The organism is Caulobacter sp., assembly GCF_017744445.1.
In the GTDB taxonomy this organism is placed as follows: domain Bacteria; phylum Pseudomonadota; class Alphaproteobacteria; order Caulobacterales; family Caulobacteraceae; genus Caulobacter.
On the sequence record NZ_JAGIBH010000002.1, the window covers coordinates 212,163 to 236,347 of the forward strand.

Sequence of the window (24,185 nt, forward strand, 5' to 3'; positions counted from 1 at the left end):
AACTCAAAATAGGTCTATGGTTGCGAGATCGGGGGCTGTTTTATCTAGTGCGGACAGCATGTTGTCGGTGACACGCGCCCCTCTTCAACGCCCTGAATCGCCAACCCTCGTGGTCCTGGTGACGGCGCTGCAGCTCGGCCTGGTCGTGGTGGTCTGGCTCCTGGCCTTGATCCCCGCCGCGATCGCCGCCTTAACCGTCTTGAGCTTCAAGGCCGTGCGCGGCGCGTTGCGAAAGGCTCCGGCTGTCCTGCCTCCCCTGAAAAACAAAATGGGGGAGGATGGCCGATGAGCGTTCGCCCCGCCCAGGCTCCTGATCTCGCGCCCCTGGCCCGCCTGTGGTGGCAAGGCTGGCGCGACGCCTATTTGCCGCTGGTCCCCAAGGCCCTGGCCGCCCGCCGCACCCTGGACAGCTTTATCGACCGCATGGCCGTGGCCCTGCCCCGCGTGCGCACGCTAGGCCCTGTCGGCGCGCCGCTGGGCTTCCACCTGGTCAAGGACGATGAGCTGAGCCAACTCTATGTCGACGAGGAGTATCGGGGCGCGGGCATCGCCACCATGCTGGCGGTCGACGCCGAACAGCGCCTGCTGGACGCCGGGATCACCACGCCCTGGCTGGCCTGCCCCATCGGCAACGCCCGCGCCGCCCGCTTCTGCCAGAAGTCCGGCTGGACCCTGGCCCGCGCCCAGACCATCCCGACCGAGATCCCCGGCGGCTGGTACCCGCTGAAGATCTGGCGCTACGAAAAGCACCTGACCCAGCCCTCGCCCTGGGCCGCCCGCGCGGAGGATGAGCTGTCGGGCTCGGCGCGGCCCAAAACCCTCTCTCATGGAGAGAGGGAGGGGCCCGCCGCGAAGCGGTGGGAGGGTGAGAGGGTACGCCCTCTCCAATAGCGCACGGTCAGTGCGCCAAGGGCCTCGGGATTTTCCGGCTAAGGGTGAAACCTCTCACCCTCCCACCGCCCATGGCGGCGGGCCCCTCCCTCTCTCTATGAGAGAGGGAATTCATCCCTAACCCGGCCCGCCGCTGCTGAAGTCGAACTGCTCGGGCCGCGCCTTGCCGCCGCCGAAGGCGTAGCTGAAGCCGAAGAACACCGAGCGGACATTGGCGGTGCGGCGGGTGCGGTCGCGCAAGGTCGGGGTCTCGGTGACCACCACGTCCTGGAACCAGTCGGCCACGTCCTGGGCCGTGACCACGAACGACAGCTTGTCGTTGACCTTACGGCGATAGCCCAGGTTCAGCATCTTGAACGGCTCGCGATAGCCCTGCGGCGTGATCCGCTTGCCCGAGCTGAAGACGTTGGCCTGGAAGAAGTCCTTCGGGGTCGCCTGCCAGTTCAGGTTGGCGCGGCCCGACAGCGTCGTGCCCGAGCGCGTGCCGGTGAAGCCCAGGTTGGCCGCGTCGATCTCGTTCCAGAACACATTGCCCGACAGGTTGTAGGTCAGGGTCTTGGTCAGGCGGCCGTTGGCGACCAGCTCGACGCCGCCGCTGCGGCTCTTGCCCAGGTTCTCGCGGGTGGTCAGGAAGACGCCGTTGCCCAGGTTGCTGACCACGTCGGTCACCCCGTCCTTGGCGTCGCGGAAATAGGCCGTGGCCAGGTAGGTCGTCGGCCCTTTGCGGTACTGGTAGCCCAGCTCGAACGAGTCGGTGATCTGGGGCTTCAGGTTCGGGTTGCCCTGCCGGTAGTTGAAGGGGTCGATATAGACCCGATACGGATGCAGGTCCTGGGCGCCCGGCCGCTGGACGCGGCGGCTGAAGCTGGCGCTGAGGTTCTGGTTCTCGTTCAGCTGATAGCGCGTGTGCAGGGTCGGATAGACCTTGAAGTAGCTGTTGTCGGCCTTCAGGGCGTGGGTCACGTCGTTCAGGTCGATCTGCACCTGCTCGGCGCGCAGGCCGCCCTGCACCGTGAAGTCGCCGAACGGGCGCTCATAGGTCACGTAGCCCGCATAGACGTCCTGGTCGTACAGGTAGCGGTTGGTCCGCGCCGGATCGGTCACCAGGCCGCCGGCCGTGGCGCCGCTGGCCCCGAAGTTGGTGAAGTCGTTGCTCGAAAGCTCGAAATCCAGGCCCGTCTTCAGCTTGACGTCCTTGGGCAGCGGCTTTGAGTAGTCCAGCTTCCAGTTGGCCCGCTCCTGGTCGACGCCCAGGCCGACGTGCTCATAGACCGTCGCGCCCGGCGTGTTGGCGGTGCGGGCGTCGAAGTCGCGCTGGAAGTCGGTGACCTCGTACTCCAGGTGCGAGGTCAGCAGGTGATCGGCGCCCTTCAGCTGCCGGCGCCAGTCGGCGCTGGCGGCGGCGTTGTCGCGGGTCATCTCGCCGTCCAGCGTGCGGACATAGGAACGCGCCAAACCACCGGCGGCGTTCTGGGCCGCGTAGGTCTCGTCGATGTCGCTGTCGAACTGCATGCGGCGATAGCGGACCTCGCCGCTGATACGGTTCTGCTTGTCGAGATCGTAGTCGACGCCGCCGCGCAGGTTGGCCATGCCGCCCTTGTTCTGGACGTCGGCGTCCTGGGTGCTGGGCAGGAAGCGGCCGCTGGCCGTGTCCAGGGTCTCGCGCTGGATCAGCTGGCGGGCGTCCTGGGTGTCATAGCGATAGCTGGCGTCGCCGCTCAGGGTCAGCTTGCCGTCGCGGCGCGTGGCGCTGACGCCGCCGTTGTGGCGGCCTTGGGTGTCGACATTGAAGCGGAACGTGCCGTTCGTGCCCGGCTTCATGGTCTTCTTGGTGATCAGGTTGATGATCCCGGCCGAGCCGTCCGGACGGAAGGCGGCCGACGGGTTGGTCATCACCTCGACGCGCTCGATCTGGTCGGCCGGCATCGACATCAGGGCGTCGCCCTTGCCCTCGCCGGTAAACTGGTTGCTGGGCTTGCCGTCGATCATGATCGTGACATTGGCGTCGCCGCGCAGGCTGACATTGCCGCGCACGTCGACCTCCACCGAGGGCACGTTGCGCAGGGCGTCGGCGATCGAGCCGGTCTTGGCCGTCAGGTCGTTGGCGACGCTGTAGCTGCGGCTGTCGATCGAGGTGCGGGTGGCGGTGTTGTCGGACGTGATGGTCACGGCCTCGACGGCGGTCGAGCCCTCTTTCGCAGCGGGCTTGGGCGCCGTCTGCGCGGCGGGCGCGGGAGCCGTCTGCGCTTGTACGGCAACCGGCAGCAACGCCGTCGCGGCGGCGAAAAGAGCAAGCTTCAGACGCACGGATATCCCCCAGAGACGCAGCAACCGACGCGCCGACGCTGCAACGCCGACACCGGCAACATTACAAAATGTACATGTGTAAGATTTAGCCTTCCGATGTGTAGCGCCCCTTTGGCCCGGAAGACAAATATCTTTTCCGCAATGTTCCCCGCCGCGCGTCCTACTCACGGACACTGCGGAAACTGCTATCCAGGGTCCGCAGGGGTGAGTCTCGTGCGCTGAAGGGGGCCCTAAGAACCGCCGCTTGCGCGCTGATACCGGTAACACTAAGGTCGCCGGCAACTAGAGGTCCGACAAGGACCATAGGGCATCAAACGGGCCGGACGGGCCCAACGGGGAGGACACCTGTGGCTTCAGTTTCCAACGCTGGCCCTAGCGCCGGCATGAGCGCCGATGGGGGCAAGGTCAACATGGCCTTCGTCGCCGGCATCGTCGCCGTCGCCACGATCGGCGGCTTCATGTTCGGCTATGACAGCGGCGTCATCAACGGCACCCAGGAAGGCCTGAACAGCGCCTTCAAGCTCACCGAATTCGGCACCGGCCTGAACGTGGCCGCCATCCTGATCGGCTGCGCCATCGGCGCTTTCGCCGCCGGCCGCCTGGCCGACGTGTGGGGCCGCCGCACGGTGATGATCATCTCGGCGATCCTGTTCATCATCAGTGCGCTGGGCACCGGCGCGGCCCACACCTCGACCATCTTCGTCATCTTCCGCCTGATCGGCGGCCTGGGCGTCGGCGCGGCCTCGGTGCTGTGCCCCGTCTACATCTCGGAAGTCACGCCCGCGAACATCCGCGGCCGCCTGTCGTCCGTGCAGCAGATCATGATCATCACCGGCCTGACCGGCGCGTTCCTGGCCAACTACGTGCTGGCCCACACCGCCGGTAGCTCGACCGCCGAGTTCTGGCTGGGCCTGCCCGCCTGGCGCTGGATGTTCTGGATGCAGGTCATCCCGGCCGGCGTGTTCTTCCTGTGCCTGCTGGGCATTCCGGAAAGCCCGCGCTACCTGGTCGCCAAGGGCCAGGACGCCAAGGCCGAGGCCATCCTGTCGCGCCTGTTCGGCGAAGGTCAGGGCGCCAAGAAGGTCGCCGAGATCCGCGCCTCGCTGAGCGCCGACCACAAGCCGAAGTTCTCGGACCTGCTGGACCCGGTGACCAAGAAGATCCGTCCGATCCTGTGGGCCGGCCTGGTCCTGGCCATCTTCCAGCAGTTCGTCGGCATCAATATCGTCTTCTACTACGGCTCGGTGCTGTGGCAGTCGGTGGGCTTCACCGAGGACGACAGCCTGAAGATCAACATCCTGTCGGGCGCCCTGTCGATCCTGGCCTGCCTGGCCGCGATCGCTCTGATCGACCGCATCGGCCGCAAGCCCCTGCTGCTGATCGGCTCGGCCGGCATGGCCGTGACCCTGGGCATCCTGACCTGGTGCTTCTCGACCGCCACCACGGTCAATGGCGCCCTGCATCTGGACGGCAGCGTCGGCCCGATCGCCCTGGTCGCCGCCAACCTGTACGTGATCTTCTTCAACCTCTCCTGGGGCCCGGTCATGTGGGTCATGCTGGGCGAGATGTTCCCCAACCAGATGCGCGGTTCGGCCCTAGCCGTCGCGGGCTTCGCCCAGTGGATGGCCAACTTCGCCATCTCGTTCAGCTTCCCGGCCATGGCCAAGATGAGCCTGGCGGCCACCTACGGCTTCTACGCCGTCAGCGCCGTGGTCTCGTTCTTCCTGGTCCAGAAACTGATCCACGAAACCCGTGGCAAGGAACTGGAGGCGATGGAGGGCTAAGCCTCTTCGTCAGCCTGAAAAAGGAACGCCCGGGGGTCATCTCCCGGGCGTTTTTTTGTGCGGATTTTCAGGGTCGATCGTTGTTACGGCCCTTTGTAGCGTTTTTGAAAAACGTCATAGAAATCAAACGCAACAAAGCATGACACCGGTGGACATCGCCACGGGCTTGCCGCTAAGTGACCGCAACCAAAGTACTCGTCGGGAGGAATACCCCATGGTCGATATCAATCGTCGCGGCGCGCTGGGCTCGCTGCTGACCGGCGCCGGCCTGGCCGCCCTGCCCGCCACCTCCGAGGCCGCCGGCCAGATGGGCCTGCTGCCCGCCAAGGCCACGACCGGCCCGACCTGGGTGAAAGGCGTCGAGGGTCAGCGCAAGGCCGACCTGGGCGACGGCACGTTCCTGAATCCGATCCTGGCCGGCGACCACCCCGACCCGTCGATCCTGAAGGACGGCGACGACTACTACATGACCCACTCGTCGTTCGACGCGTATCCGGGTCTGCTGATCTGGCACTCCAAGGACCTGGTGAACTGGACCCCGGTCACCACGACGCTGAAGACCAACGTCGGCTCGATCTGGGCGCCCGAGATCTGCAAGCACAAGGGCCGCTACTACATCTACCTGCCGGCCAAGTTCCCCAACAACAACACCAGCTACGTGATCTGGGCCGACAAGATCGAAGGCCCGTGGTCCGAGCCGGTCGACCTGAAGCTGCCGCGCTATATCGACCCTGGCCACATCGTCGACGAAAAGGGCGATCGCTGGCTGTTCCTGTCGGGCGGCGACCGCATCAAGCTGGCGCCCGACGGCCTGTCGACGGTGGGCGAGCCCGAACACGTCTATAACCCTTGGCGCTATCCCGACACCTGGGACGTCGAGGGCTTCTCGCCCGAAGGCCCCAAGGTCATGAAGCGCGGCGAATACTTCTACATGATCACCGCCGTGGGCGGCACGGCGGGTCCTCCGACCGGCCACATGGTCATCGTGGCGCGCAGCAAGTCGCTGGCCGGTCCGTGGGAGGATCACCCGCACAATCCGGTCGTGCGCACCGTCGACAACAGCGAGAAGTGGTGGTCGCGCGGCCACGCCACCCTGGTCGAGGGCCCGACGCCGGGCGACTGGTGGACCGTCTATCACGGCTACGAGAACGGCTATTACACCCTGGGCCGCCAGACCCTGCTGGCCCCGGTCACCTGGACCGCCGACGGCTGGTTCGAGGTGGGAGGCGGCGATCTCTCGCAGCCGATCAAGAAACCCAAGGGCGGCGAGCCCGGCCCGCACGGCAAGGCGCTGTCGGACGACTTCACCACCGACAAGCTGGGCGTCCAGTGGGCATTCTTCGACCCCAAGCCGGGCGAGGCCAGCCGCATCAGCCGCGCCAACGGCGTCATGACCTTGAAGGGCGCCGGCGAGGCCCCGTCCAGCGGCGCGCCGCTGATCTTCGTCAATGGCGACCAGGCCTATGAGATCGAGTGCGAGATCGAGGTCGACGCCGACACCCGCGCCGGCCTGATCCTGTTCTACGACCGCCAGCTGTATGCGGGCCTGGGCTTCGATCAGAAGAACTTCGTCACCCACCAATACGGCATCGAGCGCGGGCGGCCGGCGAACCCGCACGGCGCCAAGATGCTGATGAAGCTGATCAACACCCGCCACATCGTCAGCTTCCACACCAGCGGCGACAGCGGCCAGACCTGGAAGCGCTTCGACCGCGGCATGGAAGTCAGCGGCTACCACCACAATGTCCGCGGCGGCTTCCTGATGCTGAAGCCGGGCCTCTATGCGGCCGGCAAGGGCTCGGCGCGGTTCAAGAACTTCAAGTACCGGGCGCTGGCCTAACCCCTTCACCGATCGCCCCGGCGCCACGGGTCGCGCTTTGCGCGCCCGAGCATAAACTCCAGCCGGGGTCCAGATCGAACCCACGAACGCTCGACGGGCGGACAGGCAGACTGGCGCGAACACCCCGGCTGCTCAGGATGAATCTGGGTCCCGGCCTTCGCCGGGAAGACGGGAGATTGAGATGTCGTTGAAGGCTTTTGCGGCGATTGCCGCCCTCCTTCTCCCCGCCGCCGCCCACGCCCAAGAACCGATGTTCAAGGCCCCGAAGATCGTCCTCGTGGGCGACTCCACCACGGCGGTAAGCAGCGGCTGGGGCGGCAGTTTCTGTGCGAAACACGTCAGCTCGAACGTCGCCTGCGTGAACCTGGGACGCGGCGGACGCTCCAGCCGGACCTATCGCGAGGAGGGCTCGTGGGCCCTGGCCCTGAAGGAGATGACGTCGGGCGGCTTCGCCAAGACCTACGTCCTTATCCAGCTGGGCCACAACGACCAGCCGGGCCGGCCCGAGCGCTCGACGGATCTCGCCACCGAGTTCCCGGTCAACATCAAGCGCTTCGTCGACGAGGCCCGCGCGGCCGGCGCCACCCCGGTGCTGGTCACCCCACTGATCCGCCGCCAGTTCAAGGACGGCCAGATCCATGACGACCTCGCCCCCTGGGCCGACGCGATCCGCAAGGTCGCCGCCGAGACCGGCGCGCCACTGGTCGACCTGCACAAGCTGTCCAAGGACGCCGTTCAGGCCATGGGCCCGGTGGAGGCCCTGAAGCTCGGCGAAGCCCCGCCATCGGCCGAGGTCGCGGCCGCCGCCAAGACCGGCACCACCACCGGCGCGGCCTTCTACGAACCGGCGATTCCCGGCGCCGTGGTCCCGCCGCGTCCGCCGGCGGCTCCGCCGACGCCGCCCGGCCCGATGGGCAGCTTCAAGCCGGTGTTCGACTACACGCACGTCGGGCCTGACGGCGCGGATCTATTCTCGGCGATGGTGGCCAAGGCGCTGGCGGCGGCCGTGCCGGAGTTAGGGCGGCAGCTGCTGCCTTAGGACTTGCTCCCTCTCCCATAGGGAGAGGGTCGGGGTGAGGGGTTACAGCGTCAGCCGAAGTGCCGGCACGCCGTCAACCAGCGTAACCACTCACCCTCCCACCGCTCCGCGGCGGGCCCCTCCCTCTCTCTATGAGAGAGGGATTCTAGACGTCCGACATGTGTGGTTGGCGGACACGGGCTTAACCGCAGCGCGTGCCGTTTTGGCTACGCCATCGAGGATCGAGAGGCGCTAATCTCCATGGCCCTGGAAGGTCTGACTAGCTAAGATTGTAGCCAGACACGCTGGCAATCATTAGTCGGACGAGAGCATGGGTGGATCAGACGATAGCGGCTCCGGCGACAAGAGCCTTGATATTTTCGGCGTTAAGCCGGTCGGGCAGGCCGCACTGAAGGTGACGGAAGCCACGGTCGACGGGGCTGGAGAGTTTCTCAGCCGCATCTGTCTTCCAGCCGCTGAGGAATTTGGCTTGCTCCTGCAAGACCGAGTAAGGGTTTGGCGTTCGGATCAGATGCTCAAACTTACCGTTCGCAGCCAGAAAAAGTATCAGGAGGCATTTGGCAACGCCAAACGGCACGCCCATCCGCGCCTAGTCTCAGCGATTCTCGAGCACGGTTCATGGGAGGACGACGCCCAAATCCAAGATCTTTGGGCGGGGTTGCTGGCAGCGTCATGCACCGCTGACGGAAAGTCTCAGGAGACGCTGATTTTCATCAATCTACTCAAAGATATGACCTCGCCCGAGGCCAAACTGATCGCATTCCTTGCTGGCAAGTGCGCCAAGCGGAAAACTAAAACCGGCCTCATACTCAGCGAGTCGACTTTCTTCTCGACCCCAGATCTCTTTGAGGTAACGGGCGTGAACGATATCCACGTTCTCGACATCATGATCGATCATCTACATCAACTGGGGATGCTTGATGTCGGCTCATCGCTAGCCACCGACGGCCTCGAGCTGCACTCCCTCTCGATCGCCGCGCTCGCTCTCCACTTCTATTCGCGATGCATGGCGCCGGGAAAGTCTGTCTTCGAATTCTATGACGTCAAGGATCCACCTAATGGCGGCTGAAGGCCGCTCTCGACGACGCCAACATTACCTTCGACTCCAGTAAGCTCGACGCCGAGCCTGCGATACAGCTGCAGCGGGCCGACGCCTATCGCGAGCTGCTCAATCCTGCATCAACGAGGCGGCTCGCTCTACCATGGCGGCCTGCGCCATCGGTAGGCCTCTCCTCGCTAACGTCCGCAACGGGTCGGCAGACGCCGTTCTGCCCCTTGCTACAGACCGTCAGTCGGCGGCCGTGTCCGTGTTCACCGCCATCATCCTCGGCACGATCAGTCCCGCCGCATTCACCCGATCCCCGCCCGGCGCCAGGATCTCCAGGTGCACGTGGTCGGTGATGCCGGGGTAGTGGCTCTGCAGGCTCTCGACCTTGCCGATCCGGTCACCCAGGCGGACGGTTGCGCCGACCTCGACGTCCGGGGTCACGTAGAACGACCGCGCCGCGTAGCCCAGGGCCGGGTTGGTGATCTCGACGAACTTCAGGTCGGTGTCGCCGGCATAGGCGTAGCCGATCTTGGTGACGTAGCCCGACATCGGGGCGTGGACGGTCTGGCCGGCCCGGGCGACATAGTCGACGCCCTCGTGGGCGCGGCTGCCGCCGTCGCGGCGGGCGCCGAAGAAGCCGTCGCCGAAGTCGTCATGGCCGCGCGGGGCCGAGCCCGTGGGGTTGGCGAAGTCGCTGGCCCCGTCGCCGTCGATGTCGGCGCCCTTCCAGACCAGCTCCATGACTGGCGGCGGCGCGGCCTTGGCCGGGGCGATGCCGGCCAGCAGCTTGACGATCGGCGACGGGGTGGGATGGCGCGCGACCGGCCGCTCCATGGCCGCCACCACCATCGGCGCGAAGACAACCGCCAGGCCCAGGGCGCACCGCAGGGCAGCGGGCTTCGTCGCGATCGATGCGGTCATGGGAGACTTTCTGCCGTTGGGAATGGACGGCAGATATGGATTGGTTAACGCGCCTTCGCCATGCGACCGGACGTCGCGAAAATTCATGCTTAAGCTATGAATTCATTGGCGAATTTTTGACACAATCGCGAAGAGCGCCCCCTCCGTCTCGATGCGTATCCGCATCGATCCACCTCCTCCGTTTCACGGGTGAGGAGGCAGCTGCCCCCTCCTGCCCCGCTTGCGGGGAAGGTGGCGCGCTGTCGATAGACGGCGTGACGGAGGGGGCGCTAAGCCCCTATGTCAGCAGCCCACGAATGGTCGCCCGCAGCACCCCCGTCAGGGCCTCGCGGTTCAGGTCCGGGTGGTTCACCCCCCGCATCAGCAGACCGTCGAAGATCAGGCCCACGACCTCGCAGCGGGCCTGGAACTCTTCCTCGGTCCATTCGGGCTTGCGGTCGCGCTCCATCATGGTCTTGGCCAGGGCCCGTTCCTGGTGGTCGGCCTCGCGGACGATGGCGGCGACCTTGGGATTGCGGGCGGCCTCGGCCACGACCTCGAGGGCCAGGGCGGCGCGGCGCGGATCGAAGCACTTGTCTATGCCTTCCGGCAGATGGTCCTCGATCGCGTCCAGCAGGGTGCCCGGCTGGCTTTCCATCTCGGCGAACTTGTCGCGCATCTCGGCCAGGTCCTGGGCGACGATGGCGGCGATGATCGCTTCCTTGTTCTCGAAGTAGCGGTAGATCTGCCCGACGCTGAGACCTGCGGCCTTGGCGATGTCGGCCATGCTGGCGCCATGGAAGCCCGACTGCCTCACGCGTTCGCACGCGGCGTCCAGAATCTGCTGGCGGCGAGATTCCGGCGACGGGCGGTTGGAATGTGTCTCGTCAGGCATCAAAGGTCCCATTTGGGAAATTCCGGGTCGGCATTACATTTCCGTCAGGTCAACCAAAGCGTGGGACGGAGAGGTTGACTTGCGCCAGTACCGCTCCTATGTCCAGCCCGCTTGAGAATGAACGTTCATTCTCAGATTGTTCATCATGCCGGCTTCGTCAAGAGCAATAGCTCACGCAGCCATCGCATCCGGGGTCAGATAATGCACTTCCAACGCTCCGCCACGGTCACCGCCGTGGGGCTCGCCGCCATCGCCCTCACCCTCGCGGCCTGCGGTCAGAAAGGCGGCGCCGGCGGCGGCATGGGCGCGGGTGGTCCCGCCGAGGTCGGCGTCGTGATCGCCCAGACCCAGCCCGTGGCCCTGACCACCGAGCTGTCGGGCCGCACCTCGGCCTATCTGGTCTCGGAAGTGCGCCCGCAGGTGGGCGGCGTGATCAAGTCGCGCCTATTCCAGGAAGGCTCGTACGTGCGCGCCGGCCAGTCGCTCTATCAGATCGATCCGGCGATCTTCCAGGCCAACGTCAACAGCGCCGCCGCCGCCCTGGCCCAGGCGCAAGCCACCGCTACCGCCGCCAAGCTGAAGGCCGACCGCTACAAGGGTCTGGTCGAGACCGGCGCGGTGTCCAAGCAGGATAATGACGACGCCCAGGCCGCCGCCGCCCAGACCGCCGCCGCCGTGGCCGTCCAGAAGGCCAACCTGGACAACGCCCGCATCAACCTGAACTACACCAAGGTCGCCGCCCCGATCTCGGGCAAGATCGGCAAAAGCTCGGTCACGCCGGGCGCGCTGGTCACCGCCAGCCAGGCCCAGGCCCTGGCCACGGTGCAGGACCTGTCCAGCATCTATGTCGACCTGACCCAGTCCTCGGCCGAGATGCTGAAGCTGCAGCAGCAGTTCGCCAGCGGCAAGCTGGGCCGCTCGGCCTCGGCCCAGGTGAACCTGAAGCTGGAAGACGGCTCGACCTATCCGGTCCCGGGGCGCCTGGAGTTCTCGGACGTCACCGTCGACCCGACCACGGGCTCGGTGGTGCTGCGCGCCATCTTCCCGAACCCGAACGGCGTGCTGCTGCCGGGCATGTATGTCCGCGCTCAACTGAGCAAGGGCACGGCCAATGACGGCATGCTGATCCCGCAGGCCGCGGTCAGCCGCGACCCGAAGGGCAACGCCACCGTGATGGTGGTCGACGCCAAGGGCGGCGTCGCGCCGCGTCCGGTCGTCGCCGCCCAGACCGTCGGCGACAAGTGGCTGGTGACCTCGGGCCTGCAGCCCGGCGAGAAGGTCATTGTCGAGGGCCTGCAGAAGGTGCGTCCCGGCGCGCCCGTGAAGCCCGTCGTCCTCACCGCGCAAGCGCAACGCTAAGGGCGGCCCGTCATGCTTTCCCGCTTCTTCATCGACAGGCCCATCTTCGCGTGGGTCGTCGCCATCGTCATCATGCTGGCCGGCGCCCTGGCCATCCGCGGCCTGCCGGTCGCCCAGTATCCCGACATCGCCCTGCCCCAGGTCTCGATCAGCGCCGTCTATCCTGGCGCCTCGGCCAAGACCGTCGAGGACAGCGTCACCCAGGTCATCGAACAGAAGATGAAGGGCCTGGACGGCCTGGACTACATGTCGTCGACCAGCGACAGCTCCGGCGCGGCCACGACCACGCTCAGCTTCAAGGCCGGCACCAACATCGACATCGCCCAGGTGCAGGTCCAGAACAAGCTGCAGACGGCCACCGCGCTGCTGCCGCAAGAAGTGCAACAGCAGGGCCTGACCGTCGCCAAGTCGGCGCGGAACTTCCTGCTGATCGTCGGCATGTACTCGGACGATCCCAAGACCACCAACACCGACCTGGCCGACTACATCGCCAGCAACCTGCAGGACCCCCTGAGCCGCGTCGACGGCGTGGGCGAAGTGCAGCTGTTCGGCGCCCAGTACGCCATGCGCATCTGGCTGAACCCCAACCAGCTGGCCAGCTACAACCTGACCCCCGCCGACGTCATCGCCGCCATCCGGGCCCAGAACGCTCAGGTCTCGGCCGGTCAGCTGGGCGGCGTGCCCAACCTGCCGGGCATCGGCCTGAACGCCACGATCACGGCGCAATCGCGCCTGACCACGCCCGCTCAGTTCCAGGAGATCATCGTCAAGAACAGCCCCGGCGGCGCCATCGTCCACCTGCGTGACGTGGCTCGCGTGGAGCTGGGCGCGGAAAGCTACGGCTTTGGCGCCAAGTACAACGGCAAGCCGGCCGCGGGTCTGGCCATCCGTCTGGCGCCGGGCGCGAACGCGCTGAACACCGCCGACGCCATCAAGGCGCGGATGACCCAGCTGGAAAAGAACTTCCCGGCCAACTTCCGCTACGTGATCCCCTACGACTCGACGCCGTTCGTGAAGCTGTCGATCGAGGAAGTGGTCAAGACGCTGATCGAAGCCATCGTGCTGGTCTTCATCGTCATGTTCCTGTTCCTGCAGAACTGGCGCGCGACCCTGATCCCGACCATCGCCGTGCCGGTCGTCCTCTTGGGCACCTTCGGCGTGCTGGCGGTCTTCGGCTACTCGATCAACACCCTGACCATGTTCGGCCTGGTGCTGGCCATCGGCCTCTTGGTCGACGACGCCATCGTCGTGGTCGAGAACGTCGAGCGCGTGATGGAGGAAGAGGGCCTCAGCCCCGTCGAGGCCACCCGCAAGTCGATGAACGAGATCACCGGCGCCCTGATCGGCATCGCGCTGGTGCTGGCCGCGGTGTTCGTGCCCATGGCCTTCTTCGGCGGCTCGCAAGGCGTGATCTACCGTCAGTTCTCGATCACCATCGTCTCGGCCATGGCCCTGTCGGTGATCGTGGCCCTGGTCCTGACCCCGGCCCTGTGCGCCACCCTGCTCAAGCCCGTCGAGAAGGGCCACAAGGAGCACAAGACCGGCTTCTTCGGCTGGTTCAACCGCAGCTTCGACGATGTCAGCGGCCGCTATCAAGGCGTGGTCCGTGGCCTGCTCGGCAAGAGCGGTCGCTGGATGGTCGCCTATGGCGTGGTCATCCTGGTGATGGGCTTCCTGTTCATCCGCCTGCCCAGCGCCTTCCTGCCGGAGGAAGACCAGGGGACGATGTTCACCATCGTCCAGCTGCCGCCCGGCGCGCCGGAAGAACGTACGCAAGCCGTGCTGGACACCGTCCGCAACCACTTCCTGGTCGACGAGAAGGAGTCGGTGAAAGCCGTCTTCACCGTCGCCGGCTTCAGCTTCGCCGGCGCCGGCCAGAACGCGGGCCTGGCCTTCGTTCGCCTGAAGGACTTCGAGGAGCGCAAGGCCGCCAACCTCAAGGCTCCGGCCATCGCCGGTCGCGCCATGGGCAAGTTCATGCAGATCCGTGACGCCATGGTCTTCGCGATCGTGCCGCCGGCCGTGCCGGAACTGGGCACCTCGTCGGGCTTCGACTTCCAGCTGCAGGACATCGGCGGCGTGGGCCACGAGGCCCTGGTCGCCGCGCGCAACCAGGTGCTGGGCATGGCCGCCAAGGATCCGACCCTGGTCGGCGTCCGTCCCAACGGCCAGGACGACACCCCGCAGCTGAAGATCGAGATCGACCAGGCCAAGGCCGGAGCGATGGGCCTGACCACCGCCGACATCAACGCCGCGCTCAGCGCCGCGTGGGGCGGGGCCTATGTCAACGACTTCATCGACCGTGGCCGCGTGAAGAAGGTCTATGTCCAGGCCGATGCGCCCTACCGCATGCGTCCGGAAGACCTGAACAACTGGTACGTCCGCACCAGCAGCGGCACGATGGCCCCGTTCTCGTCGTTCGCGACGACGCACTGGATCTACGGCTCGCCGCGTCTGGAGCGCTATAACGGTCTGTCGTCACTGAACATCCAGGGCTCGCCGGCCCCGGGCAAGAGCTCGGGCGACGCGATCAAGGCCATGGAAAAGATCGCCGCCCAACTGCCCCCGGGCATCGGCTACGAGTGGACCGGCCTGTCGGCCCAGGAACTGGAGTCTGGCAACCAGGCCCCCGCCCTGTACGGCATCTCGATCCTGGTCGTGTTCCTGCTGCTGGCGGCCCTGTACGAGAGCTGGTCGATCCCGCTGTCGGTGATCATGGTCATCCCGCTGGGCATTGTCGGCGCCCTGCTGGCCACCACCCTGCGCGGCCTGTCCAACGACATCTACTTCCAGGTCGGCCTGCTGACGACCATGGGCCTGGCGTCCAAGAACGCCATCCTGATCGTCGAGTTCGCCAAGGACCTGTACGAGAAGGGCATGGGCCTGATCGAGGCGACGGTGGAAGCGGTCCGCATCCGTCTGCGCCCGATCATCATGACCTCGCTGGCCTTCGTGTTCGGCGTGCTGCCCCTGGCCATCTCCAACGGCGCGGGCTCGGGCAGCCAGCACGCCATCGGCACCGGCGTGATCGGCGGCATGCTGTCGGCCACCATCCTGGCGATCTTCTTCGTCCCGCTGTTCTTCGTGATCGTCGAACGGGTCTTCAAACCCAAGCACAAAGGCCACGACGAGGCGGTTGCGCATAGCGACTCGGCTCCGGAGGCGCACTGATCATGTTCCGAAATCTCACCCTGATCCTGCTGGCCTCCACGGCGGTCAGCGCCTGCACCATGGCCCCGAAGTACGAGCGGCCGACCCTGCCGGTCGCCCAGACCTGGTCCACGCCCAGCGCCGAGCCTGCCACCACGGTCTCGGCCGCCGACCTCGACTGGCGCCAGGTGCTGGTCGATCCGCGCCTGCAAGGCGTGGTCGACCTGGCTCTCAAGCAGAACCGCGACCTGCGCGTGGCGGTGCTCAACATCGAGAAGGCCCGCGGCCAGTACGGCATCCAGCGCGCCAACCTGTTCCCGGGCATCAACGGGACGCTAAGCGAACAGCGTACCCACACCCCGGCCAGCGCCACCCAGTTCGGCCAGGTCCCCGGCGCCGCCGGCGGCGCGATCGACGCCGAGATCTACAGCGCCACGATCGGCTTCACGGCCTATGAGCTGGACCTGTTCGGCCGCGTCCGCAGCCTGAACAACCAGGCCCTGCAGGCCTTCCTGGCCCAGCAGGACACCGCCCGCTCGGTGCGCGTCAGCCTGATCGCCGAGACGGCCAATGCCTGGCTGACCCTGGCCGCCGACCAGGAGCGCCTGGCCCTGGCCAAGAGCACCCTGGGCACGCGGGAAGACACCCTGCGCCTGACCCAGCAGCAGGTCGACGGCGGCGTCGGCTCGCTGGCCACCTTGCGCAACGCCCAGGTCCAGGCCGAGACGGCCCGCAGCGACGTGGCGGTCTACACCGCCCAGGTCGCCCAGGACCTGAACGCCATGACCCTGCTGACCGGCGGCAACGTGCCTGACAGCCTGCTGCCCTCGGCCGACCTGGCCAAGGCGCAGATCCTGGCCGACCTGCCGGCGGGCGTGCCCTCGGACGTGCTGACGCGTCGTCCCGACGTGCTGGCCGCCGAGCACCAGCTGCAAGGCGCCAACGCCAATATCGGCGCGGCCCGCGCGGCCTTCTTCCCGCGCATCGCCCTGACCACGTCGTATGGTTCGGCCAGCGGCGAGCTGGACGGCCTGTTCAAGGGCGGCACCAAGGCCTGGAGCTTCACGCCCTCGATCACCCTGCCGATCTTCGCCGGCGGCGCGAACGTGGCCAATCTGAATGTCTCCAAGGCCAACCGCGACATCGCCGTGGCGACCTACGAGAAGACGGTGCAGACCGCGTTCCGCGAGGTCTCCGACGCCCTGTCGGTGCGCCAGACGGTCGTCGACCGCCTGACCTCGCAGGAGCGCCTGGTTACCGCCGCCACCGACAGCCAGCGCCTGTCGCAGCAGCGCGCCGACGCCGGCCTCGACAGCGCCCTGACCCTGCTCGACAGCCAGCGCACGCTGTATTCGGCCCAGCAGGGCCTGATCACCGCGCGCCTGGCGCGCGCCACCAACCTGGTGACCCTCTACAAGACCCTCGGCGGCGGCGCGCCCGTCACCCAGAACTAACAGAGCTCCCCGGCGCGAGCCGGGGCGGTTCGCTGGCCATCATCCCCCACCCCCGATGGTCTCGCGAACGGAAGGGCGTCCTCCTCCCCCCATCCCTGGAGGCGCCCTTCCACCCGTTTTCAGACTTTACAGCCGCCCACCCATGCGCGACCGAAGGTCGATCATGTCGTTGAGGGGCGCCCCCTCCATACCCTTCTCCCCTTGCGGGAGAAGGTGTCGGCGAAGCCGACGGATGAGGGGTTGAAAGGCCTGTCCGGATAACGGAGTGCAACCCCTCACCCGGCCCTGCGGGCCACCCTCTCCCGCAGGGGGAGAGGGACAAGAGACCTACCGCTCCCGCTTCCACTCCGAGATCGGCACATTGCCGTCCGGGGCCTTGGGCACGCGCCAGCTCAGCGCGTCGCCGTTCAGCGCGTACGCCCGCCGCTGCGTCGTCCCCTCCCAGTTCTTGAACGACGCGCCTTCGATCTTGAAGACCAGTTGGTGGGTGGCTGCGTCGATCGAGATCTCGCCGTAGTGGGTCGAGGAGCCCAGGGCGGCGTCGGCATATTCTTCCGACGTGCCGCGCTTCTTGTCGCCGGAGGCGAAGCCTGTCCGCTCGGACTTGAAGATCTGCAGGCTGTAGCGACCGGTCGCGTCGACGATCAGCCGACCCTTGGGCGCGGCGCCATAGTCGTGCTCGCGCACCCCCGCCGGGGTGAGCCGGTCGGCGGCCGTCAGAGTCCAGGTCCCGGCCAGGGGGAAGTCGGCGGCCAGTAGGGCCAGCACCGTCATGGTCGTCAGCATATCGAAACCCCATGTAACTTATTTAACAGGTTACTGGCGCAAATTCGGCGAACGCCGCTAACCTGTCAATCCGGTTTCCAATGAGCGTGTCGTGACCCCCAAACCCGAAGAGACCCGCGACGGCTTCCGCTTCCGGGGCGGCCGCCTGCCCTTGGACCTGCCGGCGACCTTGGCGGGGCGGGTCAGCGGCAACCACCGCGACGCCCTGGCCGCGCCGGGCGACCTCGACCGCTGGCTGGTCGCCGCCGGACTGGCTGAAGGCTTGGCCGGCGCTTCGGCCGAAGATCTTTCGGCCGCCCGCGAGCTTCGCGAGACGCTCTACGCCCTGGCCCTGGCTCGCGCCGAAGACCGCCCGCTGCCCGATGCGCCGCGCGAGGCCCTCAACGCCTTCGCCGCCCGTCCTGCCGCCGCGCCGTGGCTGGACGCCTCGGGGACCCCACGCCTGAAAGGTACGGCCCGCGACCTGCTGACCAGCGTAGCCCGCGAGGCCATCGAGCTGCTGGGCGGCCCCGACGGCGCGCGCATCCGCCAGTGCCAGGGCCCGACCTGCGCCATCCTGTTCCTGGACACATCGCGCAAGGGCGACCGCCGCTGGTGCTCGATGAGCGCCTGCGGGAATAGGGCCAAGGTGGCGGCGTTTCGGGAGCGGGAGAAGGGCTAGAGCGGCAGCTGCACCGTGCTTTTGACCTCTTCCAGCACCGCATAGGTCCGCGTCTCGCGCACGCCCGGCATCTTGACCAGGATGTCGCCCAGGAAGCTGCGATAGGCCTCCATGTCGCGCACGCGGGCCTTGATCAGGTAATCGAAGCCGCCGGCCACCATGTGGCACTCCAGCACCTCGGGCGCGCGGCGGACGGCGGCGGCGAAGTGCTCGAAGGTCTCGCCCGTGGTGCGCTCCAGCACGACTTCCACGAAGATCAGCAGGGCTCGATCGACCTTGGCCGGATCCAGCAAAGCCGCGTAGCCGGTGATGTAGCCACGCTCGCGCAGGCGGCGCACGCGGTCGAAGGTGGCAGCCGGCGAGAGGTTGCAGCGCTTGGCCAGCTCGGCGTTGGTGATGCGGCCGTCGACCTGCAGAACCTTCAACAGCCTGCGATCGGTGTCATCTAGAGCAGAAATGGACATGGGGCGATTTCACCGAAGAAGCTTCGAAAATTAGCGCTCACAAACGGAGCACCTTCGGCAAGCTTAGCGTTACACCTCCGATCGTTCCAGCGCCGCTTGCGCTCCCCTCCTCCTGAAGGCGTGAGCGGACCGGTCAGCCACCGGCAGTCTGGAACCTACGCGACGCCCGCTCCCCCCAATAGGGCGTCGCGCAAGAGAGGAAGGGGCGTGAGCGCTCCCCCCAATAGCCGCGCCCCTTCCTCCCTCCCCACTTTCAAAGCATGCTGCCCACGCGCCGCCGCGCGCTGGAGCGGACGAACGTTTTCGGCGACTTTTCCGAAGAAGATACGGATCCGCCGATCAACAAACGAAGCACCTTCTGTCGAAGCCAAGTTAGACCGACGATATTCTAACGAAGGACCGACCATGACCGATTGGGACTCGCTCGACGCCGGCAAGTACCGCGACGAAGCCGCCGTGATCGCCGACCTGCTGGCCGCCAAGCCCTTGTCGAGCGAAGACCGCGCCGCCGTCCGCGCCGAGGCCGAGGCCCTGGTCCGCGGCGCGCGCCGCAGCGTCCGCAAGCAGGGCGTGGTCGAAAGCTTCCTGCAGGAATTCAGCCTGGGCACCCGCGAGGGCCTGGCCCTGATGTGCCTGGCCGAGGCCCTGCTGCGCACCCCCGACGACGAAACTCGCGACCGTTTGATCGCCGAAAAGATCGGCTCGGCCGACTGGGCCAGCCACCTGGGCGGCAGCGACAGCCTGTTCGTCAACGCCTCGACCTGGGGCCTGATGCTGACCGGCAAGATCGTCGAGCCCGACACCGAGGCCCAGAAGGACCTGCCCGGCTTCATCAAGAAGCTGGCCGGCCGCATCGGCGAGCCGGTGATCCGTGCCGCCGTCGGCCAGGCGATCCGCATCATGGGCGAGCAGTTCGTCCTGGGTCGGACGATCGAAGCCGCCATCAAGCGCGCCGCCAACGAAGGCGACATGTGCAGCTTCGACATGCTGGGCGAAGGCGCCCGCACCGCCGCCGACGCCGAGCGCTACGAGAAGTCCTACGCCGACGCGATTCAGACGGTCGGCAAGCTGTCCAAGGCCGCCGGCCCGGAGACCGGCCACGGCGTGTCGGTCAAGCTGTCGGCCCTGTGCCCGCGCTACGAGGCCACGCACGAGGACCGCGTGTGGGAAGAGCTCTATCCCCGCACCCTGCGCCTGGCCAAGATCGCCGCCCGCCACAACCTCAACTTCACGATCGACGCCGAAGAGGCTGACCGCCTGGCCCTGTCGCTGAAGCTGCTAGACCGCCTGTGCCGCGAGCCCGAGCTCGCCGACTGGACCGGCCTTGGCCTGGCCGTGCAGGCCTATCAGAAGCGTTGCGGCGAGGTGATCGCCCGCTTGAAGGCCCTCTCCGAGGAGACCGGCCGTCGCCTGATGGTCCGCCTGGTCAAGGGCGCCTATTGGGACAGCGAAATCAAGCGCGCCCAGGTCGCCGGCCGCCCGGACTATCCGGTCTACACGACCAAGCCGGCCACGGATCTCTCGTACCTGGTCAACGCCAAGGCCCTGATCGAGGCCGCGCCGCACCTCTACGCCCAGTTCGCCACCCACAACGCCCACACCCTGGCGGCCGTGGTGCGCATGGCCAAGAACGCCGGCGTCAAGATCGAGCACCAGCGCCTGCACGGCATGGGCGAGGCGCTCTACAAGGCCGCCGACGACCTCTATGACGGCATCACCCTGCGGGCCTACGCCCCGGTGGGCGGTCACGAGGACCTGCTGCCCTACCTGGTCCGCCGCCTGCTGGAGAACGGCGCCAACACCAGCTTCGTCCACGCCCTGCTGGACGAGCGCGTGCCGGTCGAAAAGGTCGTCACCGACCCGATCGACACCGTGGAAGCCCACCCCGACCGCCACGCCAAGATCCCGACGCCGATCGACGTCTATGGCCCGCGTCGCCAGAACAGCGCCGGCCTGGATCTCTCGGTGAAGGCCGATCGCGAGCGCCTGGACGCCGCCGTCGCCGCGCTGGACGCCGTCACCCTGTCGGCCGGCCCGCTGGTCGGCGGCAAGGTCACCGCCGGCGGCCCGCCGCTGCCGGTCGTCGCCCCCGCCGACGAGGCCAAGGTGGTCGGCGCGGTCTCGGAAGCTCAGATCCCGCAGATCGACGAAGCCTTCCGCCTGGCCCGCGCGGCGCAACCCGCCTGGGACCAGGCCGGGGGCCCAGCCCGCGCCAAGACCCTGCGCGCCATGGCCGATGCGCTGGAAAGCAATATCGACCGCCTGATCGCCATCCTGGCGCGCGAGGCCGGCAAGACCCTGTCGGACGGCATCGCCGAGGTCCGCGAGGCCGTCGACTTCTGCCGCTACTACGCGATGCTGGCCGAGGATCAGTTCGGCGCGGGTGAAGTCCTGAAGGGGCCGGTCGGCGAGACCAACACCCTGCGCCTGGCCGGGCGCGGCGTCTTCGTCTGCATCAGCCCGTGGAACTTCCCGCTGGCCATCTTCACTGGCCAGATCGCCGCCGCCCTGGCCGCCGGCAACGCCGTGCTGGCCAAGCCCGCCGAGCAAACCCCGCTGATCGCCTTCGAGGCCGTGAAGCTGTACCACGCCGCCGGCCTGGACCCGCGCCTGCTGGCCCTGCTGCCCGGCCGCGGCGAGACCGTCGGCGCGGCCCTGACCAGCCATGAAGGCCTGGACGGCGTCGCCTTCACCGGCGGTACCGACACCGCCTGGCGGATCAACCAGACCCTGGCTCAGCGCCAAGGCCCGATCGTGCCGTTCATCGCCGAGACCGGCGGCCTCAACGGCATGTTCGTCGACACGACGGCGCAGCGCGAGCAGGTCATCGACGACGTCATCGTCAGCGCCTTCGGTTCGGCCGGCCAGCGCTGCTCGGCCCTGCGCCTGCTGTTCCTGCCCGAGGACACCGCCGAGCACATCATCGACGGCCTGAAGGGCGCCATGGACGCCCTGGTCGTCGGCGATCCGGCCCTGGCCGTCACCGACGTCGGCCCGGTCATCGACACCGAGGCCAAGGACGCTCTGGAGAAGCACCAAGTCCGCCTCAAGAAGGAAGCCAAACTCCTTCACGCCCTGACGGCGCCCGCCGGCGGGACCTTCTTCGCCCCGGTCCTGGCCGAGATCCCCGCCGCCGACTTCCTGGAGCGCGAGGTGTTCGGCCCGATCCTGCACGTGGTCCGCTACAAGCCCGAGCACCTCGAAGAGGTGGCCGGCGCCCTGGCGGCCCGTCGCTACGGCCTCACCCTGGGCATCCACTCGCGGATCGAGAGCTTTGCCGCCGACGTCCAGCGCCTGGTCCCGGCCGGCAACGCCTATGTCAACCGCTCGATGACCGGCGCCGTCGTGGGCGTCCAGCCCTTCGGCGGCGAAGGCCTGTCGGGCACCGGCCCCAAGGCCGGCGGGCCGCATGCCCTGCTCCGCTTTGCCGTGGAGCGCGCGGTCAGCGTCAACATCACGGCCCAGGGCGGGGATCCGGCGCTGCTGAATCTGTGATTTGACTTAGTCGGCCGTAGGCGAGACTCTTCGCCTATGGCCGATGGCTTCGACCTTCATATCGATCACGAACAGGCTGCCCAACTGAAGGTCGCGGCGGACAGGTTCGGCATGTCCGTGTCCGAATATACGCGAGCTCTGATCGACGCGGGTCTGACCAGGACGCTTCCTAGGATCATCGATCCGGATCCCGCCATCGACGAGGCGATCGCCGACGCCGTCGAGCGCGGCGAGGAGCCAACCATCACCCTCGACGAATTCCGCGCTCATGTGCGCCGTGTGAGCGCGGCCCTGGATTGACCTTCACGGTCTCGCTCACGGTCCGCGCCAAAAGGGACTTCAACCGTCTCGTCGTCTGGCTTTCCGTCCGCGACGCCCGTGCCGCAGCCAGACTTGGCCCTCTCTTAGAAGAAGCTGTGAGCAGCTTGGTAGAGTCGCCATTGCGAGGGCGCTCCGCCGGTTCAGCGGTTCGCGAGATCAACCTTCCCTTCGGCCAGCATGCCTACATCGTCCGCTATCGCGTGCATGGCTCGCAAGTGACCGTCGTCCGTTTCCTGCACAGCTTGCAGCAACACTAGCCCTTCGCTGAATCCCGAATGGTCTACCTTCACAACAATCACGCGTAGACCCTAAACTCCCCGGCGACATCGGGGAGTCCACATGCGTTTCCTGCCTCGCGCGGTCGTCGCCGCCGCTCTGCTCGCGCCGGCCATCGCCATGGCCCAGGTCGCACCCATCGCCGGCGACTGGTACGGAACCCTCGACGTCGGGGTGAAGCTGCCGCTGGTCTTCCACCTGCAAGCGGACGGGACCGCCAGTGTCGACAGCCCGGCCCAGAAGGCGACCGGCCTGAAGGCCACCGCCACCCTGGCTGGCGATCAGCTGACCGTCACCCTGACCGCGCCGGCCGCCGCCTACGAGGGCAAGGTCGCCGCCGACCGCAAGTCGATCACCGGCCAGTGGGTGCAGAACGGCGGCCGCCTGCCGCTGACGCTGGAGCGCGCCCCGCAGGCCGTCGTGGCGCCCAAGCGCCCGCAGACGCCCAAGCCGCCGTTCCCCTATCGCGCCGAAGACGTCACCTACACGAACCCGGCGTCCGGCCTGACCCTGGCCGGGACCCTGACCCTGCCGCCGGGCGACGGGCCGTTCCCGGTCGCCCTGCTGATCAGCGGCTCGGGCCCGCAGGACCGCGACGAGACCCTCTACGACCACAAGCCGTTCCTGGTGCTGGCCGACGCCCTGACCCGGCGCGGCGTGGCGGTGCTGCGGGTGGACGATCGCGGCGTCGGCGGCTCGCAGCCCGGCGACGTCCTCAACGCGACAACCCTCGACTTCGCGACCGACGTCGCAGCCGGGGTCGCCTATCTGCGCGGCCGCAAGGACATCGACCCGGCGCGCGTCGGCCTGATCGGCCACAGCGAGGGCGGGGTCATCGCACCGCTGGTCGCCGCCAAGGATCCGCGCATCGCCTTCCTGGTGCTGATGGCCGGAACGGGCGTGCCCGGCGACCAGGTCCTGCCCCTGCAGTACCACGACATCTACATCGCCTCGGGCGCCAGCGAGAAGGCCGCCGCCCAGCAGGCTCAGCGCATCGAGGCCGCCAACGCCATCGTCCTGGCCGAGCCGGACCAGATCAAGGCCAACCCTCAGCTGCTGGCGCTGCTCAAGGCTGATCCCCAGACCGCAGCGGGCCTGACCGCCCTGATCAACTCGACCTGGTACCGCACCTTCCTGACCGTGGATCCCGCTCGGAGCCTGGCTCAGGTCCGCGCGCCGGTCCTGGCGATCAACGGCGCCAAGGACACCCAGGTCTCGGCGGCGGTGAACATCCCGGCGATCAAGGCCGCCCTGGCCGGCAATGCCGATACGACCACCCTGGTGCTGCCGGACCTGAACCACCTGTTCCAGACGGCCCGCACCGGCGCCCCGGCGGAGTACGCCAATATCGAGGAAACGATCGCCCCGTCAGCGCTCGCGACCGTCGTCGACTGGACCGTGGCGCATTCGAAGCCGCGCTGAGACCAGCATTTCTTTCATCATCTTTATTTAATCGCCTTCCCCGTCGGCGCGTGCTCGGCTAGGCTCCCGCAAAACAAGGTTACGGGGGACTCC

The 24,185-nt window shown here is 67.3% G+C and carries 19 protein-coding genes and 1 pseudogene; 15 read left to right on the plus strand and 5 right to left on the minus strand.

Features of this window, described 5'->3' with window-relative positions:
- Nucleotides 1-109 precede the first annotated feature (109 nt).
- Nucleotides 110-289 carry a hypothetical protein gene (locus tag J7528_RS04400; RefSeq protein WP_291871723.1) on the plus strand — a complete coding sequence of 60 codons (180 nt, stop codon included), beginning with the start codon at nucleotides 110-112 and terminating at the stop codon, nucleotides 287-289.
- The gene (locus J7528_RS04405; RefSeq protein WP_291871725.1) at nucleotides 286-891 is read left to right on the plus strand and encodes a GNAT family N-acetyltransferase; all 606 of its coding nucleotides are present in this window, start codon (nucleotides 286-288) and stop codon (nucleotides 889-891) included. The genes J7528_RS04400 and J7528_RS04405 overlap by 4 nt, the downstream gene beginning before the upstream one ends.
- A 117-nt stretch (nucleotides 892-1,008) precedes the next feature.
- Here J7528_RS04405 and J7528_RS04410 read toward each other — a convergent pair whose 3' ends face one another.
- Entirely contained in the window at nucleotides 1,009-3,198 is a 2,190-nt protein-coding gene (locus J7528_RS04410) for a TonB-dependent receptor (protein WP_291871727.1), read from the minus strand.
- A 347-nt stretch (nucleotides 3,199-3,545) separates the two neighbouring features.
- Between J7528_RS04410 and J7528_RS04415 the strand changes: the two genes are divergently transcribed.
- The 5 genes and pseudogenes from J7528_RS04415 to J7528_RS04435 all read left to right on the plus strand — a co-directional run bounded on the left by J7528_RS04415 (nucleotide 3,546) and on the right by J7528_RS04435 (nucleotide 8,930).
- Nucleotides 3,546-4,982: a sugar porter family MFS transporter gene (locus J7528_RS04415; RefSeq protein ID WP_291871729.1), complete on the plus strand. Its 1,437-nt coding sequence runs from the start codon at nucleotides 3,546-3,548 to the stop codon at nucleotides 4,980-4,982.
- Nucleotides 4,983-5,196: 214 nt separating this feature from the next.
- Entirely contained in the window at nucleotides 5,197-6,822 is a 1,626-nt protein-coding gene (locus tag J7528_RS04420) for a family 43 glycosylhydrolase (RefSeq protein ID WP_291871731.1), read from the plus strand.
- Between the two features lie 181 nt (nucleotides 6,823-7,003).
- Nucleotides 7,004-7,861, plus strand: coding sequence for a rhamnogalacturonan acetylesterase (locus J7528_RS04425; RefSeq protein ID WP_291871732.1), 858 nt, complete (start codon nucleotides 7,004-7,006; stop codon nucleotides 7,859-7,861).
- A 34-nt stretch (nucleotides 7,862-7,895) separates the two neighbouring features.
- Nucleotides 7,896-8,009: pseudogene (locus J7528_RS04430) on the plus strand (hypothetical protein); the annotation flags it as partial.
- A gap of 162 nt (nucleotides 8,010-8,171) precedes the next feature.
- Entirely contained in the window at nucleotides 8,172-8,930 is a 759-nt protein-coding gene (locus J7528_RS04435; RefSeq protein WP_291871733.1) for a hypothetical protein, read from the plus strand.
- Nucleotides 8,931-9,149: 219 nt separating this feature from the next.
- Here the strand turns inward: J7528_RS04435 and J7528_RS04440 are convergent, their stop codons facing one another.
- The gene (locus J7528_RS04440) at nucleotides 9,150-9,830 is read right to left on the minus strand and encodes a M23 family metallopeptidase (protein WP_291871734.1); all 681 of its coding nucleotides are present in this window, start codon (nucleotides 9,828-9,830) and stop codon (nucleotides 9,150-9,152) included.
- 277 nt (nucleotides 9,831-10,107) lie between these two features.
- Nucleotides 10,108-10,704 carry a TetR/AcrR family transcriptional regulator gene (locus tag J7528_RS04445; RefSeq protein ID WP_291871735.1) on the minus strand — a complete coding sequence of 199 codons (597 nt, stop codon included), beginning with the start codon at nucleotides 10,702-10,704 and terminating at the stop codon, nucleotides 10,108-10,110.
- 201 nt (nucleotides 10,705-10,905) lie between these two features.
- Here J7528_RS04445 and J7528_RS04450 point away from each other — a divergent pair, with 201 nt between their 5' ends.
- The 3 genes from J7528_RS04450 to J7528_RS04460 are packed head-to-tail and all read left to right on the plus strand — an operon-like array spanning nucleotide 10,906 to nucleotide 16,667.
- Nucleotides 10,906-12,063, plus strand: coding sequence for an efflux RND transporter periplasmic adaptor subunit (locus J7528_RS04450; protein ID WP_291871736.1), 1,158 nt, complete (start codon nucleotides 10,906-10,908; stop codon nucleotides 12,061-12,063).
- Between the two features lie 12 nt (nucleotides 12,064-12,075).
- On the plus strand, nucleotides 12,076-15,234 hold the full coding sequence (locus J7528_RS04455; protein WP_291871737.1) for an efflux RND transporter permease subunit: 3,159 nt from the start codon (nucleotides 12,076-12,078) through the stop codon (nucleotides 15,232-15,234).
- Nucleotides 15,235-15,236: 2 nt separating this feature from the next.
- Nucleotides 15,237-16,667 (plus strand): efflux transporter outer membrane subunit, encoded by a 1,431-nt coding sequence (locus J7528_RS04460; protein ID WP_291871738.1) that lies wholly within the window; start codon nucleotides 15,237-15,239, stop codon nucleotides 16,665-16,667.
- Between the two features lie 327 nt (nucleotides 16,668-16,994).
- On the opposite strand, the gene J7528_RS04465 is transcribed toward J7528_RS04460, so the two are convergent.
- Nucleotides 16,995-17,453 carry a lipocalin-like domain-containing protein gene (locus J7528_RS04465; protein ID WP_291871739.1) on the minus strand — a complete coding sequence of 153 codons (459 nt, stop codon included), beginning with the start codon at nucleotides 17,451-17,453 and terminating at the stop codon, nucleotides 16,995-16,997.
- A 91-nt stretch (nucleotides 17,454-17,544) separates the two neighbouring features.
- Here J7528_RS04465 and J7528_RS04470 point away from each other — a divergent pair, with 91 nt between their 5' ends.
- Nucleotides 17,545-18,114 (plus strand): ABATE domain-containing protein, encoded by a 570-nt coding sequence (locus J7528_RS04470; protein WP_291871740.1) that lies wholly within the window; start codon nucleotides 17,545-17,547, stop codon nucleotides 18,112-18,114.
- Here J7528_RS04470 and J7528_RS04475 read toward each other — a convergent pair.
- Complete coding sequence (locus tag J7528_RS04475) at nucleotides 18,111-18,578, minus strand: Lrp/AsnC ligand binding domain-containing protein (protein ID WP_291871741.1); 468 nt, start codon at nucleotides 18,576-18,578, stop codon at nucleotides 18,111-18,113. The genes J7528_RS04470 and J7528_RS04475 overlap by 4 nt on opposite strands.
- 405 nt (nucleotides 18,579-18,983) lie before the next feature.
- Here J7528_RS04475 and putA point away from each other — a divergent pair, with 405 nt between their 5' ends.
- The 4 genes from putA to J7528_RS04495 all read left to right on the plus strand — a co-directional run bounded on the left by putA (nucleotide 18,984) and on the right by J7528_RS04495 (nucleotide 24,092).
- Entirely contained in the window at nucleotides 18,984-22,073 is a 3,090-nt protein-coding gene (gene putA / locus J7528_RS04480; RefSeq protein ID WP_291871742.1) for a bifunctional proline dehydrogenase/L-glutamate gamma-semialdehyde dehydrogenase PutA, read from the plus strand.
- Between the two features lie 36 nt (nucleotides 22,074-22,109).
- Complete coding sequence (locus J7528_RS04485; protein WP_291871743.1) at nucleotides 22,110-22,373, plus strand: antitoxin; 264 nt, start codon at nucleotides 22,110-22,112, stop codon at nucleotides 22,371-22,373.
- Nucleotides 22,370-22,651 carry a type II toxin-antitoxin system RelE/ParE family toxin gene (locus J7528_RS04490; protein ID WP_291871744.1) on the plus strand — a complete coding sequence of 94 codons (282 nt, stop codon included), beginning with the start codon at nucleotides 22,370-22,372 and terminating at the stop codon, nucleotides 22,649-22,651. The genes J7528_RS04485 and J7528_RS04490 overlap by 4 nt, the downstream gene beginning before the upstream one ends.
- 82 nt (nucleotides 22,652-22,733) lie before the next feature.
- Nucleotides 22,734-24,092, plus strand: a complete 1,359-nt coding sequence (locus tag J7528_RS04495; protein ID WP_291871745.1) for an alpha/beta fold hydrolase — start codon at nucleotides 22,734-22,736, stop codon at nucleotides 24,090-24,092.
- Nucleotides 24,093-24,185: the final 93 nt, after the last annotated feature.